Origin of the sequence: Niallia sp. Man26 (genome assembly GCF_022049065.2) — a bacterium.
GTDB lineage: Bacteria > Bacillota > Bacilli > Bacillales > Cytobacillaceae > Niallia.
Genome location: NZ_CP095743.1, coordinates 3,751,243 through 3,766,731, shown reverse-complemented (window position 1 = coordinate 3,766,731; position 15,489 = coordinate 3,751,243). Strand labels below are relative to the sequence as shown.

General features: G+C 40.0%; 12 protein-coding genes and 1 riboswitch. Of the genes, 7 read left to right on the top strand and 5 right to left on the bottom strand.

Features of this window, described 5'->3' with window-relative positions:
* Nucleotides 1-15 precede the first annotated feature (15 nt).
* From L8T27_RS18860 to L8T27_RS18850, 3 genes are all read right to left on the bottom strand, one after another.
* Entirely contained in the window at nt 16-1,107 is a 1,092-nt protein-coding gene (locus L8T27_RS18860; RefSeq protein ID WP_237942111.1) for an alpha/beta fold hydrolase, read from the bottom strand.
* 207 nt (nt 1,108-1,314) lie between these two features.
* Nucleotides 1,315-2,262: an L-lactate dehydrogenase gene (locus L8T27_RS18855; protein ID WP_237942110.1), complete on the bottom strand. Its 948-nt coding sequence runs from the start codon at nt 2,260-2,262 to the stop codon at nt 1,315-1,317.
* A gap of 31 nt (nt 2,263-2,293) precedes the next feature.
* Nucleotides 2,294-3,910 (bottom strand): lactate permease LctP family transporter, encoded by a 1,617-nt coding sequence (locus tag L8T27_RS18850; protein WP_237942109.1) that lies wholly within the window; start codon nt 3,908-3,910, stop codon nt 2,294-2,296.
* Between the two features lie 313 nt (nt 3,911-4,223).
* Nucleotides 4,224-4,325, top strand: a riboswitch (TPP riboswitch).
* Nucleotides 4,326-4,433: 108 nt separating this feature from the next.
* Between L8T27_RS18850 and tenA the strand changes: the two genes are divergently transcribed.
* From tenA to treP, 5 genes are all read left to right on the top strand, one after another.
* Nucleotides 4,434-5,117 (top strand): thiaminase II, encoded by a 684-nt coding sequence (tenA, locus tag L8T27_RS18845; RefSeq protein WP_237942358.1) that lies wholly within the window; start codon nt 4,434-4,436, stop codon nt 5,115-5,117.
* Nucleotides 5,117-5,713, top strand: coding sequence for an ECF transporter S component (locus L8T27_RS18840; RefSeq protein ID WP_237942108.1), 597 nt, complete (start codon nt 5,117-5,119; stop codon nt 5,711-5,713). The genes tenA and L8T27_RS18840 overlap by 1 nt, the downstream gene beginning before the upstream one ends.
* A complete protein-coding gene (locus L8T27_RS18835) occupies nt 5,691-7,304 on the top strand; it encodes an ABC transporter ATP-binding protein (protein ID WP_237942357.1) in 1,614 nt (537 codons plus the stop codon). The genes L8T27_RS18840 and L8T27_RS18835 overlap by 23 nt, the downstream gene beginning before the upstream one ends.
* Nucleotides 7,270-8,001 (top strand): energy-coupling factor transporter transmembrane component T family protein, encoded by a 732-nt coding sequence (locus L8T27_RS18830; RefSeq protein WP_237942107.1) that lies wholly within the window; start codon nt 7,270-7,272, stop codon nt 7,999-8,001. The genes L8T27_RS18835 and L8T27_RS18830 overlap by 35 nt, the downstream gene beginning before the upstream one ends.
* Nucleotides 8,002-8,283: 282 nt before the next feature.
* On the top strand, nt 8,284-9,717 hold the full coding sequence (gene treP / locus L8T27_RS18825) for a PTS system trehalose-specific EIIBC component (RefSeq protein ID WP_233316035.1): 1,434 nt from the start codon (nt 8,284-8,286) through the stop codon (nt 9,715-9,717).
* A gap of 40 nt (nt 9,718-9,757) precedes the next feature.
* On the opposite strand, the gene L8T27_RS18820 is transcribed toward treP, so the two are convergent.
* A complete protein-coding gene (locus tag L8T27_RS18820) occupies nt 9,758-10,696 on the bottom strand; it encodes a Gfo/Idh/MocA family protein (RefSeq protein WP_233316034.1) in 939 nt (312 codons plus the stop codon).
* Between the two features lie 139 nt (nt 10,697-10,835).
* On the opposite strand from L8T27_RS18820, the gene L8T27_RS18815 reads away from it, so the two are divergent.
* Nucleotides 10,836-12,167, top strand: coding sequence for an MATE family efflux transporter (locus tag L8T27_RS18815; RefSeq protein ID WP_233316033.1), 1,332 nt, complete (start codon nt 10,836-10,838; stop codon nt 12,165-12,167).
* A 55-nt stretch (nt 12,168-12,222) separates the two neighbouring features.
* Here L8T27_RS18815 and L8T27_RS18810 read toward each other — a convergent pair whose 3' ends face one another.
* Entirely contained in the window at nt 12,223-13,587 is a 1,365-nt protein-coding gene (locus L8T27_RS18810) for an MATE family efflux transporter (RefSeq protein WP_233316032.1), read from the bottom strand.
* A 333-nt stretch (nt 13,588-13,920) separates the two neighbouring features.
* Here L8T27_RS18810 and L8T27_RS18805 point away from each other — a divergent pair, with 333 nt between their 5' ends.
* Complete coding sequence (locus L8T27_RS18805) at nt 13,921-15,126, top strand: MFS transporter (RefSeq protein ID WP_233316031.1); 1,206 nt, start codon at nt 13,921-13,923, stop codon at nt 15,124-15,126.
* Nucleotides 15,127-15,489: the final 363 nt, after the last annotated feature.

Sequence of the window (15,489 nt, the reverse complement as noted above, 5' to 3'; positions counted from 1 at the left end):
TTAGGGTTCGAAGGGTTAATGGCTCAGCGAAGTTTTTTGTTTTAGTTCCTGTAAAGATTGCTGAAAAGCGCTGTTAAAGTGGTCGGGGTTATCCATCATGACATTATGTCCTGCATTTGGAATGGTGATGAGTTTTTTGTATGGTGCCTCCATGAGAGGATAATATTTCTCCAATAAGTAATTAAAATGAAGATCATATTCACCAACCATGTAAATGACAGGTACATGGTAGTTCGAAGGAAGCTTCCGCAAATCGTATCTCATTGCATATTTCGATAAGGGAGCTTGAAGCTTTTCCATCTTGAGAAAATAGGTTAAATGCCTAAGAGAAAAGTAAGGCGAAACTATTCCAGCCTTTATGAAAATAAAAGAATCCTCTACGTAAGAAATATACTTCTTTGCAACCTTATACATTTTTAGAACTGCAGCTTCGGTTGCTTTAAGACTGTCATGCAAGCCTTTTTGCAAACGGTCCAAAATCTCAGCATCCTTTGATTCCCCTTGTACAAGAGCTTTCTTTCGTATTTCAGCTGCCATAAGTGCAGCACCTTCATTTAAATGAACGATTTGAGAGATGCTGATATAAGCTTTTGTCAGTTCAGGGTAGCGTTGGACAAACATGCTGCCGATAATCGTACCCCATGAGTGTCCCATTATTATGATGTTTTGCTGGTTAAAGCGCTTTGCTAAATAGAGGGTGATTTCATGAATATCCTCAACAAGCCGGTCGGCGGATAATGTAGCAAGGACATCAGCTGCATTCTTTTTGTTCAGAAAATACGTCCTGCCTGTATTTCGCTGATCCCAATTTACAATGGTATAATCCTGCTCCCATTCATATTGATACGTATGCAGCACAGGAGTCATCGAAATGCCTGGTCCACCATGAAGAAAAAGAATAACTGGATTGCCAGTATGCTGTCCTCTTATATATAAGTATTGTTCTATTCCGCCAATATTAATTGTCAGTTCCTGATCAATCCCATTTTGTGATTGAATTCTATGCTTCTTAAGCATATTATTTGCGAGAATTCTCCTGCAGATAAAAAGGATGGTTATAAGAAGGAGGAACATGACCAATGCTTTTATGAAAATAAATTTTATCACTGGCTGTACCTCCGTGTTAGTCTTCATTTTATAGTAATGCTTTCTTCTAGACATTAGCAGATTAACTGGAAACAAACAATAATTTTTCCAACTTTTCACAAAAAAGGATGCTTGAATCTATCTATAGCACTAGCATGGTCAAATCTTTGGAAAACTATTAAACAAAACTAGAACCCTGATGCAAATTAGCATCAGGGACTCTGTTTGTTAGATTACCGTAGACATTGTTTCTTTCAAAACTTTTACAGAATGGTCGAATTGTTTTTGTTCCTCTGTGTTTAACGGAATTTCAAGCACCTCACGAATTCCATTCACATTAATTACAGCAGGAACACCGATATAAACATCTTTATGACCGTATTGTCCATCTAAGTAAACAGATACAGGCAGGATAGAATTTTCATTTCCTAATATAGCTTTTGTGATGCGAACAAGAGACATTCCGATTCCATAATAGGTTGCGCCTTTTCTCTCAATAATATGGTATGCCGCATCTCGGACATTGACGAAGATATCATCAAGATCCTTTTGGCTGTACTTGCTGTTTTTAGCGATAAGTGTCTCGATTTCTTCCAATCCTATTGTTGTGCGGCTCCAGACTGGCAGTTCTGTATCACCATGTTCCCCAATGATAGCAGCATGGACGTTTCTAGTATCAACATTAAAGTATTCACCAAGCATATAGCGGAATCTAGCTGTATCTAAAGTTGTTCCAGAACCGATTACCCTCTCTTTAGGCAAACCAGATTCTTTCCATGTTACATATGTCAGAATATCAACAGGGTTTGTGGCAATAAGGAAAATGCCGTTAAAGCCGCTGTCCATTACATTTCGGACAATCGTTTTGAAAATCGCTGTATTTTTTGCTACTAAATCAAGACGTGTTTCACCTGGTTTTTGAGGCAAGCCTGCAGTGATGACAACTAAATCTGCCTCTCCGCAATCTGCATATTGACCGCTCCATACCTTCACTGGAGTAGGTGCAAAAGGAATTCCGTGATTTAAGTCCATTGCCTCTCCTTCGGCTCTTTTTTCATTCACATCAATCAGTACTAGCTCTTCGGCAACACCTTGATTGATGAAAGAATAAGCATAGCTGCATCCGACTGCACCAGTTCCAATTAAAACGACACGATTGATATTTTGCTTTTTCATAAGTAACTCTCTCCTTTAGATAATTAATATTTTAAAATAGTATCCAACTGACTAATCCAACTAACACTAGCAGACAAATGCTGTATTTAATGGTTACTTTAAACAAGTCGCTGTCTCTGCCTGCCAATCCTACTGCCGCTGCTGCTACAGCGATTGATTGTGGAGATATCATTTTGGCCATTGTGCCGCCAATGACATTGACTGCAACCATTGTTTCAGGTGCAATGCCAATTTGAGTGGCTGTGACAGCTTGCAGTGGTGCAAATAAGGAACCACTATTAACAACAGACCCTGTAAGGAAAACACCTAACCAACCTAATAATGGTGCAAATAATGGGAAGATATCCCCTGTTGATGCAAAGGCAAGACCGAGCGTAGAAGACATGCCAGAATAGGTGCATATATAGGCAAATCCAAGCACACTGCAAATAGTCAGTACAGGTGCTAACAGCTCTTTTGCTGTTTCTTTCGTTGTTTCCATAAGTAGTTTTTTTCGGCATTTAAACAATATGCTCGCAACGATGATTGTAATGACAATTGCTGTTGTTGTAGATGAAAACAAATCCAGTTTAAAGATCGCTGCATATGGGGTTGCTTCTGGCACAATTGGTGCCAGTTTTATCACATTGTTATTCAGGAATGGAATTGGCAGCTGAAGCACTAATTTTTCCAATGGCCCGCCTGAAATAAATAAGTTCTTGAAAAAAGATAAGTTGAACAAAGTAACAATAATAGTTAAAAAGATAAATGGCAGCCAAGCATAGGCAATAGTAGATAATGAGTACTTCACCGTACTATCAGCTTTTTCCTTCTGATTAACACGGTAAATCTCCTTAGGCTGCCATTTTTGCAGAAAGAGAGCTAGTGTCACAAGGCTGACGATGGCTGCAAATATATTGGCTAATTCTGCTCCGATAAAGTACAGCACCAAAGCTTGAGTAATGGCGAAGGACAAACCAGATACGAGCACTGCCGGGTATGTTTGTCTAATACCTTTCCAGCCGTCGATGATAAACACGAGCAAAAATGCAACGAATAGGGCGAGAATCGGAATAATGATGGCGGTATACCTGCCGACTGAAAGTCCATCCAGTCCTGTGAGGAGTGATGGAACGGTTACAGGTATTCCCATTGCTCCATATGCACCGCCTGCAATGTTGGCAATCAAACAAAGACGTGCCGCATAAATTGGACTGAAGCCCAGCCCTACTAATATGGCAGCGGTTATCGCGACAGGTGCGCCAAAACCAGCTGCTCCTTCTAGGAAGGCTCCAAATGAGAAGGCTACAATCAAAACCTGCAAGCGTTGATCTGATGTAATAAAGGATATGCTATTTTCGATAATGGCAAACTTACCAGTTTTGACAGTAATCTTGTAAAGGAAGATGGCGGCAAAGACGATGGAAGCAACTGGCCAAATTCCTGCAAGTGCACCGTATAATGCTGACATAAGTGCTAAAACAAAAGGCATTTTATATATGAGAACAGCCACAATTCCTGCAGCGATAATACTCAATGCTCCTGCGATATATCCCTTTAACTTAAATAAAGTCAACATGAGGATGAAAAATAGTATCGGTATTGCAGCGATGATAGCTGAGATCCATAAGTTATTCATTGGATCATAGACTTGGTTCCAAGGTGTCATGTTTTTTCAGCTCCTCTTAAATAAAAGATTTAATTTACAATGTCATTATAAAACATACTTTGTGAAATATATCACATAATTTTTGTCTATTTTGTGAAAGTGAAGTGTAAAACGCTTACTATGCTGTTTGATGTTCACCTGTTTGTAACATTTTCATGAGATTTCGAAATGAAAACAATGTCTATAGTTTTATCCAAATGCTGTTTTTTTATATGCTTTTTTATGAAAGGAGAAAAGAAGGGAGTTCTGATTTTTTCGAATATTTTATTGACAGTATTTAGCTGTTTATGTAAAGTATAGGTAAATTAATAGGAAAATCCACTAGGGGAGCCAATCGAGGCTGAGACAAGAAGTTCTTGGACCCTTTGAACCTGATCTAGTTCGTACTAGCGTAGGAAAGTGGAGTTGGTATCTATTCGGTTATTTTTATTTGACTTTTATAGGCCGCTCCATTTTTGGAGTGGCCTTTTTATATTCAAGTTCACTCTTATTTTCCTATTAAACAAAAAGGAGGAGAATAGTGATGAGTTTTTCTAAGCAGTTGCGTCAAGAAGCAGATCCAATTTTCGAGGCTATTTTTGAACATCCCTTTGTCAGAGGTATTGCCAATGGAGATTTGAAAAAGGAACAGCTAATTCATTATGTAAAGCAGGATTTTGAATACTTGAATTCCTTCATGCAGATTTATGGAACAGCTATTTCTAAATGTGAAAAAAGGGAGGATATGCAAATGTTCAATGAGCAGATTTCCTTTGTGCTCCATAGTGAAATCCACCCTCATAATAATTTTTGTGAAGTGGCTGGAGTTACGTATGAACAGTTGCAAGGTTTCCCCCTTTCTCCAAGTGCGCACCATTATATTCGCCATATGCTCACGGTTGCCCAAACAGGAGGAATTGCAGATATTCTCGCGGTACTGCTGCCATGTCCGTGGACATATGCAGAGATAGGCAAGAGGCTGCTTGAAGAGGTGAAGCCAGACCGAAGCCATCCCTTCTATGATTGGATCGTCTTCTACGGTGGTGGTTCAATGGGAATTACAAGCACCTTTTGCGAACGTCTTGATGAATTAGCAGAAAGCCTGAATGAACACTATAAGCAAAAGTTGCTAGAGTACTTCTTAATAAGCTGCCATATGGAATATAAGTTTTGGGAGATGGCTTATACGCTTGAGGACTGGCCTGTGAAAATGGAGGTAAAAGCATAGTGAACTGGAAGATTAAAGAGGTAGTGCTGATGGTTGTCCTTTCCGTTGCGTGCGGGGTGTTATATTTAGGCTGGTCTAGTCTTTACTTGCCGATTTCTGCACTAGTTGGCCCAGTTGGTTCTAACTTTATGTTTGGAATATGGGTGATAGCAAGCCCGATTGTCGCCTATATCATTCAGAAACCTGGAGCAGCTTTCATCTCAGAGGTTGCAGCTGCCGCCGTTGAGCTTCTTACTGGCAGCCACTTTGGATTATCAGCATTGCTGATTGGTGTCTTTCAAGGGCTTGGTGCAGAGGCCGCTTTTGCACTGTTCCGCTACCGAAAATACCATGTTTCCGTATTGATGCTCTCCGGTGCATTTGCAGCAGTAGGGAGTATGCTGTACAGCATACTCGCCAATGGATTTGGCTATTATACATCAGGTACATTGCTGCTTACATTAATCATTCAAGTTATTAGCGGCATGCTGCTTGGTGGACTGCTTGCTAAAGTTATCGTCGATTCCTTATTTGCAACAGGTGCGCTTGACCAGTTTTCAATAAATAAACAAAAAGCTTCAAAGGAAGATAATGATGAGTTCATTATTAGGATGTAAAAATCTATCTGTTCAGTTTTATGGTCAAAATCAGCCTGTTCTTAAAAATATTACCTTACAGTTCCACCCTGGTGTAACAGTCTTAATTGTTGGGCCAAGTGGTTGCGGGAAGTCAACATTGCTTGCTGTCCTCGCAGGCATCATTCCAGAACACCAAGAAGCAAAAATGAAGGGGGAAGTGACTAGAAAGAACCGTGTCGGGATTCTGTTTCAAGATCCTGATACGCAGTTCTGTATGCAGCATGTGGATGATGAAATAGCCTTTAGTCTCGAGAATAAAAGGGTCCCCAAGGAAGAGATGACAGCTAAGATCAAGGAGCTGCTGAAGATAGTCGGACTTGAGGTTGAGCTTGATACAAGGATTGATGCATTGTCAGGTGGGATGAAGCAGCGCCTTGCCTTAGCTTGTGTTCTAGCAATGGAACCAGAAGTGTTATTTTTAGATGAGCCTACCGCCCAGCTCGACCCTGTTAGCAGAAGAGAAATATTCGCCGTCTTAAAGCAAATCTCAGAACGAAAAAAACAGACGTTGATTATGGTAGAGCATGTGTTGGATGGCTGTATCGAATGGGCAGACCGTATCATTTTGTTAAATAAAGAGGGGAAGGTAATGGGTGATGCCGATCCTAACAGCGCTTTATGTGAATTTGAAAGTGTAATAGAGGAAGCTGGGATCTGGAGCCCAGAATTATATCCATATGATTGGGATGAGATCATTAATGACAGTTACCATCCATTAAGCAAACAATTAAAGGAAAGATATCGGCAAAGAAAAGCAAACAAAGTCCAAGTAGAGCGGAGCACCCTTTTGGAGGTGCAAAATCTATCTGTTTCCTATGAGAGCAAGGAAATTCTTCATAATCTAAACTTCCGGTTTGGAAAAGGCGAGTGGATCTCGATTATTGGAAAGAACGGAAGCGGAAAAAGCAGCCTGTTGAAGGTGCTGGCTAAATTGAAAAGAAGAAACAAGGGCAATATCCTCTTTAAAGAACTGGAGTTAAAAAATTGGAAGGAGAGTCAGCTTTATCAGCATATTGGCTTTGTCTTCCAAAATCCAGAGTGGCAGTTCATCACTCAAACTGTTTATGAGGAAACTGCCTTTTCAGGAGAACAGCAGAAGTGGCATAAAGAGATGATTGAAACAAAAACTTTGGCGCTTCTGGAGGAGGTTGGTCTTTTACAGCATAAGGACGTTAATCCATTCAACATAAGCTTTGGTCAAAAAAGAAGGTTGAGTGTTGCAACAATGCTGTTGCTAAATCAGGATATTCTTTTCCTTGACGAACCTACCTTTGGACAAGATAAAAGAACAACAGAGAAGCTGTTAAAAATGCTGAAGAACCGGCAGGAGCAAGGAACAACGATTGTAATGGCAACCCATGATATGAATCTTGTTGACCAATATTCTGACAGAGTCCTGTTTTTTAAGGAGGGTGCTCTTGCATTTGACGGCCATCCTTTCCTGTTATTTTCCAATCCTCAGCAGCTAAACGAAACGGCAATCATCCCGCCTTTGCACTATGCCTACATAGAAGCAGTAAAGGAGGAGTTACCTAATGGAGGGCAATCAGTCTTATCTGTCTCATATTAATCCAAGTGTAAAGCTGATAGCCCATCTTGCTGTTATGTTTTTGCTGATGATGATAAGCGAACCAGGTAAAACATTATTAATATGGACGGCATTTTTATTTCTAGGCATGATAGGTGGGGGCTGGACAATCAAGTATTTACTGAAAGTGATGCCTCCTTACTTTGTTTTTTTTGTACTAACCTTTTGGATGCTTGCAGCGTTTGGAAAAGGAGAAACTGAAATATGGCAATGGGCATGGTTTAGAATAACAGCGGAAAGTGCAAGCAATGGCCTTACCATTGCAACGAGAATGCTAGCATTCGTGACTATAGGGTTGCTTTTCACCTCTACCACATGTATCCATCCATTTATGATGAGTCTTGTACATCAGCTTAAAGTTCCGCCAAAATGGGCATACGGATTTATGGCAGGGTTTCGCTGCATACCATTGTTCCAAAAGGAGCTTGCCCACTTAAAGGAAGCGCACCGAATAAGAGGCTGCAGGCATAATGGCAGCTGGCAAACATTTAAAAGATATGCAGTTCCACTCCTTACAAATGCTGTTCGAAAGTCAGAACGAATGGCCCTTGCAATGGAGGTAAGAGGTTTTACAGGTGACAGAGACAGAAGCTATTACAAAAAGACAATCGTTACAAAAAAAGATTATTACTATGCCAGCTTGCTTGTAGGCAGTACAGTTTTCATTTTAATTTTTTAAACAGAAGGGTAAGGGCTTTTTGCTCCTTATCCTTTTATTTATTGAAGAAAATCCAGATCAAATTTTAGTGTTCCGATACATGGGTATATTAAGGAATATTCTGCCGTTTATCACTATAAAAATGGAAATAAAATCTAATGAAAAAAGAATTGACACAACATGTATATACAACATATAATTGAAAGCGTAAACAGTTTACTTGTATATACATGTTTATGTAATCGCAATCATATTAGTATAGATAGAAACAACTTTTGTTTACGGAAAAAAGGAGGAAGAACTATGAGCAAGTATACAGAACCAGCGAAACAGCTCCTTGAACATGTCGGTGGAAGCGATAACATTTCTGTTGTTACTCATTGCGCGACAAGAATGAGATTTGTATTAAAAGAACCATCAAAGGCAGATGTTAAAAAGGTAGAGGAAATCGGCTTAGTTAAAGGTACTTTTACTCAAGCAGGACAATTCCAGGTTATTATCGGAAATGAAGTATCGTCTTTTTATAATGACTTTATTAGCATTGCAGGTGTAAGTGATACGTCAAAGGATGATGCAAAGCAAGCAGCGAAGCAAAATATGAATTTCCTGCAACGAATGATTGCACACTTGGCAGATATCTTTACACCGTTAATTCCAGCAATCGTTGTTGGGGGGTTAATTTTAGGATTCCGAAACATCATCGGTGAAATCAAAATGGTTGATGGTGGTACAAAAACATTGGTGGAAGTATCCCAATTTTGGGCAGGAACAAACGATTTTCTTTGGTTAATTGGCGAAGCGATATTTCACTTCCTCCCAGTTGGTATAACATGGGCAGTTACTCGGAAAATGGGTGCGACGCAAATATTGGGAATTGTACTAGGTATTACACTTGTTTCACCACAGCTGCTTAATGCTTACGCTGTGGCAAGCACACAAGAAATTCCATTCTGGGATTTTGGCTTTGCTCATGTTGACAAGATTGGTTATCAAGCACAAGTGCTACCGGCAATATTTGCAGGACTGCTGTTCTCCTTCTTGGAGCTGCGTTTGCGCAAAGTCATACCTAATGCAATCAGCATGATTGTTGTGCCATTTTTAGCATTAGTTCCGACAGTTCTTATTGCGCATACTGTGTTGGGCCCTATCGGCTGGCAAATAGGTTCATTTATTTCAGATGTTGTTTACTCAGGTTTAACATCTTCATTAGGCTGGCTGTTTGCTGCAGTATTTGGCTTTGCATATGCGCCGCTTGTTATTACAGGCTTGCATCATATGACCAATGCAATTGACTTGCAGCTTATGAGTGAATTTAACGGCACAAACCTGTGGCCAATGATTGCTTTATCAAACATCGCTCAAGGTTCTGCTGTATTGGCAATGATCTATATTAACCGCAAGGATGAAAGAGAAAAGCAAGTCTCTATTCCAGCAACTATCTCTTGTTATTTAGGAGTTACAGAACCGGCAATGTTCGGTATTAACTTGAAATACGGCTTCCCATTCTTAGCAGCTATGATTGGCTCTATGATTGCAGGTGTGATTTCAGTTGGTTCCCATGTTATGGCGAATTCCATTGGTGTCGGCGGACTTCCAGGCATTCTGTCCATCCAGCCGCAGCATATGGTAGCATTTGCAATCGCAATGGTTGTTGCAATCGTCGTTCCATTCGTATTGACTATCATCTTTGCAAAAGCAAATATGGGCAAAGTATCTTTGAAAAAATTCAGAGCATAAACAATAAAAAGCAGCTGAGCTTCAGCTGCTTTTTGCTGTTTTAGTTTCGCAAACTTTCAAGTACAACTTGAGCTTGATACCCATCATAAAAGTCTGGCAGATCTGCCTCCTTATGATGAAGAGCATTAACCAATTCGTTCATTAGTGAGGAAACTGGTGTGCTTTCATCAAGCTTTTCAAAGTCGCATCCCTGCTTTGCTCCATAGAGCTCAGACCAATCCTCCAGCGCGAGTGTTCCTTCTGTGCCATATGCAGTAAATTTCACCACTTCTTTTCCTGCTGTTTGGCTCATTCCGTTAATAAAGACAGGTGTTCCGTCTTCCAGCTCGAGGACAGCGAGAATGCTGTTTTCTGAAAGATTTTCGTCTTCCGGAAAGGAAACGTTGCGATGGACCAATTGAACGGGTCCGAAAATCTTTTGGATTTGCTGAATCCAATGGACGCCAACCTCCAGCACAAATCCGCCTTGTTCTCTGCTTCCAACCCAATTATTTTGCTGCCATGCTCGCGGCCATTGGGGGAAATGCATTTTTAGCTCTAGGCGGCGCAATTTGCCGATATAGCCTTCTTTAATATAAGAAGCAAATGTTGCATTGCCAGAGCTGTAATTAAGGGGAAAGTTCATTGCATGGATAATGCCCGCATCAGCCGCTTGTTTATATAAGCTCTCCGCTTCCTCTACAGAATTAGCTAAAGGTTTTTCGCAAAGTATATGCTTTTGCTCAAGCACACAATCTGTAACGATTTGATGGTGGAATTTAGGCGGAACTGCGACATAAACTAAGTCTATATCTGCGTTTTTAAGCATTTCTTTATAATCAGTAAAGCCTTTTGCCTTTCCAATTGCAGCAACAGTGCTGTTTAGCAACTCCTCTAATGGATCACAAACAGCGGTAATTTCCATCTCTGGATGCTCTGTAAAGCTTTTGATAAGCCGCTGCCCAATTGCTCCTAAACCGATAATTCCTACTTTAAACATGTTCATCTCTCCTAATTAGTTGGACTAATAATAGTTTATCAGTTTTTTGATTATTCTGGCATAACTTGAAAAAATATTTCAATAGGGAAAAACTAGAGTGATATAATATTGAAAAAAAAGGCTAGGAAGGAGCAGTGTTGTGACACATCGATATTTTTTATCACTGGCATTGCCGTTAATCTTTGCGACGATAACTGTTCCATTGCTTGGTGCTGTTGATACGGCTGTTGTCGGACAGCTGCCAGATCCAGCATATATTGGCGGAGTCGCTGTGGGCACCGTTATTTTTAACACCATTTATTGGCTGTTTGGTTTCCTTAGGGTAAGCACATCAGGATTTGCCTCCCAAGCGTTAGGTGCAGGGGATGATGTGCAAAGCTCGATGGCCTTTTTTCGGCCTGTCTGCATTGCTCTTATTGTCGGTATAGCAATTATCTTACTTCAAGAGCCGATTTTTAAGCTGTCTGTTGCATTTTTAGGAATTCAAGGAAATGTAAAGGAAGTAAGCTCATTATACTTCCATATTAGAATTTGGGCAGCGCCTTTTGCATTAATGAACTACGCTGTTTTAGGCTGGTTATTAGGAATGGAGCAAATTAAAGCAACGGTGCTCATTCAATTACTGATGAACATTCTTAATATCGTTTTGGCAGTTGTACTTGTCCTGTTTTTTAATTTTGGAGTGGCAGGTGTTGCCATTGCCGCATTATGTGCAGAAGTATTTGCGTTCCTATTAGGTATCATACTTTTAATTAGCAGCGGCAAAATGAAGAACAGCCTGAACAGGAAGGAACTGCTTGGTCATCTTTATGACCGGGAGCCATTGCAAAAAATGATGCTAGTTAACCGTGATTTGTTTATCAGAACGGTTTGTCTGCTGGCAGTCTTTAATATATTTACTGCCAAAGGTGCTGTGTATGGTGAAGAAATTTTAGCTGCTAATGCTATCCTCATTCAAATACATTACATAATGGCTTATTTTTATGATGGGCTTGCCAATGCTGCCAGCATTTTGACAGGAAAAGCAGTAGGGCAAAAGAACAGCCAGCTGTATAAGGCAACCGTCAAGAAATCGTATTTCTGGTCATTTGCCTTTTCGGCTGCAATCAGTCTGACATTTTTGCTGAGCAAGGATGCGGTCATCCCGTTATTTACAGTAGTAGAAGAGGTTGTTGCCATTGCAAAGCAGTATGATGTATGGCTTGTGCTTTTCCCCCTTGCCTCAAGCATAGGCTTAGTCTTTTATGGAATTTTTGCAGGTGCCTCAGAAGCTGGGCTGGTTAGAAATAGTATGCTTGGCTCTGTTGCAGTATTTTTACTCATCCTCTTCCCGTCAACGCTCTTCTGGGGTAATCACGGATTATGGCTTTCCTTCATTGTTTTCAGTCTGTTCCGCTCCATCCTTTTAATTCTTTATATGCCAGCTTTAACGAGGAGGCTGAAATTCTTAAACAGGGAAAAGGCTGCCTAGAAGAGAGCTCAAAGAAAAACACCGCTTCTTAGTGTAAGAAGCGGTGTTTTTTATGTTAAATATGGCCTTTGGCAGTGTTTTTAACTCGAACTCGCTCCCATGGCCTTGACAGCCAGCGTTTGCAGGCGAAGATTCCTCTGAACCACTCATCCATACCTTGGGCAAGCCAAACGCCGAGTAATCCTAAGCCGAAGGTTATACCAAGAGTATAGCTTAGCGTAACGGCAATTCCCCACATAGAGACCATGCCGATGATGACAGGGAAACGAACGTCTCCGGCAGACTTTAAGGAGCTCATAAGTACAATATTCATAGCTCTTCCCGGCTCGGTAAATACGACAGCCCATAAGATTGGCAGACCGATAGCTATGATCTGATAATCATCTGTAAACAGCTCTAATATTGGCGAACCAATCATTGCCATAGCAACAGCAGCTGTAAGGGATGCTACCATAGCAATTCTTAATGTTTTTATGCCCCGTTTCAATGCACGGTCATATTGCTTTCCGCCAATATATCTTGCTACAAGAAGCTGTGTTCCTTCTGCAATAGCGACAGTGAACAAGTAACAAAGCATGGAAATATTGGTTATATACACTCTTGCTGCCAAGGAAGCATCACCTAAAGAAGCAACAATTGCTGTAATTACTAACTGGGAAAACTGATAAGACAAGTTTTCACCTGCGGAAGGAATGCCGATATAGAGCATTTCCCTAACATCCTGTTTATTGACCTTAATAATATCCTGTACTTTAAATGTCAAAGCGATTCTGCGGTAAACGATATAGAGCAAAACCACAACGGCAAATGCACGTGCAATTACAATCGTCCATGACACCCCAACTACTCCTGTAATTGGCAAACCGAATAATCCAAATATGCTCATTGCATATCCTATAACACTGATGACATTCATCATAATACTGACAATCATTGATTCTTTCGTAAAACCGTGGCTGCGCAATACTGCGCTTAGTGCAAGTGAAAGAGATTCTAAGAAGAGGGAAGCACCACAGATGCGGATAAAAATAAGCCCGTAATTTAAAACTTCTCCTTGTATATCAAATAATCGTAACAAAGGCTCACCGAAGACTAAAACGAGGATAGCAACAATCACTCCGAACCAGACGTTGAGGCCGACTGCTGATCTGGCGAATTGTCTTGCCTGACTTAATTGATTAGCTCCTAGTCTTTGCCCGATTAAAATCATGGCTGCGATGGAAGTGACGTTGAAAACAAGGATGAATATCCCGAGTAACTGGTTAGCCACTCCGACCCCTGAAGCTGCATTGTCTGAATAATGGCTGAGCATAAGTGTGGCGATAACCCCCATCCCCATATGCAATGCAAGTTCGATAAACAGAGGCCAAGAAATGTTAAAAAGTGACTGTTCCTGCATTTTATTAGATGTAACGTTCAAACTTTATATCCCCTTTACATTTAAAGATTATTGGCAAATATAAGAACCATTTTATGCTTATTTATTAGAAAGTAAAGAGGAAAACATCAATTTTTTCTGGAAAATTTTACACTGTTTTGCATAGAGTAATAGGTTTGTTCTTATTCAAGAAATAATGCGTTTTCATTATGTTTTTTAGCTATTTTTCTTAAAAATTCTGATATTTACAAACTAATTTTTATGTTAGTCAATAAAAATGTAATGATTACTGTCAAGACACGTGTTAATATAATACTTGGTTATCATAAATCGCTTATAGATGGAAAAACTATAGAAAAGTTGTAGGAGGATTGTATGAAAAAAGAAATATCAAATAAAAAGCTGCTGGGAATAGCAGGCCTCGGCTGGCTGTTCGACGCAATGGATGTCGGTATGTTATCGTTCATCATTGCTGCTCTGCAAGTAGACTGGGGTTTGTCCGTTAAAGAGATGGGATGGATAGGAAGCATTAATTCCATCGGAATGGCAGTAGGTGCATTCTTGTTCGGCATTATGGCAGATAGAGTCGGCAGAAAAAATGTCTTTATTATAACGCTATTACTGTTCTCTATCGGCAGCGGAATATCTGCATTTACAACCTCGCTTTGGATGTTCCTTATCCTGCGGTTCTTAATTGGTATGGGATTGGGAGGAGAGCTCCCTGTGGCATCAACACTTGTCTCAGAAAGTGTGCCTAATGAAAAACGGGGGCGAGTTGTTGTTCTGCTAGAAAGCTTTTGGGCATTTGGCTGGCTGATTGCAGCAGTCATCTCCTATTTTATTATTCCGAACTTTGATAATGGCTGGAGAATTGCACTGTTGATCAGTGTTCTGCCTGCAATTTATGCTTTATATTTAAGGTTGAAGCTGCCTGACTCACCGAAATACTTGAAGGTAGAGCAAACAAAAAGGCTGACAGCTTGGGAAAGCATCAAAACAGTCTGGTCAAAAGATAATGCTAAAAACACAGCAATGCTGTGGGTACTGTGGTTTTGTGTTGTCTTTTCCTATTATGGGATGTTCCTTTGGCTGCCAAGTGTGATGGTGCTTAAAGGCTTCAGCTTAATTAAAAGCTTCGAATATGTTCTGATTATGACATTAGCACAGCTTCCAGGATATGCACTTGCAGCATACTTAATTGAAAAGGTAGGCAGAAAGTTTGTACTCGTTGTGTTCCTAATCGGTACGGCAATCAGTGCTTATATGTTCGGAACAGCAGAAAGCACAGCCTTGCTGATGACTTCTGGAATATTGCTTTCCTTCTTTAATCTTGGAGCATGGGGAGCATTATATGCCTACACACCTGAGCAATATAAGACAAATGTCCGCGGAACAGGAGCGGGAATGGCAGCTTCCTTTGGGCGAATTGGGGGAGTACTCGGCCCATTGCTAGTTCCATATCTTGTAGCACAAAATATTTCAATCGCCGGTATATTTACGATTTTCTGTATTGCAGTCCTTGTAGGAGCAGCAGCTGTATTCTTTTTTGGAAGAGAAACGAAGAATACAGACATTGCTTAGAAAGAATAGGGTAAATTCCCTATTCTTTTTTTATTTTTAAAAAACTGCAATTGTGAAATAAATATAGCGTTATTCCTGCGTATAGCAAAAAAAATATCTTAAAAAACAACAATATAGAAAAAAATGAGCTGGAAATCTTCCATATTGTTTAAAAATGAGAACGCTTTAATATATTCAGAAATAAAATAATTATTTACATTTTCAGAATATTGGTGATATTATTGCTTCACAATAACTTGTTTTAGGAGGAGAATATCATGAAAGCAAATGCAATCTTAACTTCATCACTCATTATTATTCTCATACTCAGCACGTAGGATTAAATGAACCCCCATTACTATTATAGGGAATCGTTTAGTCCAG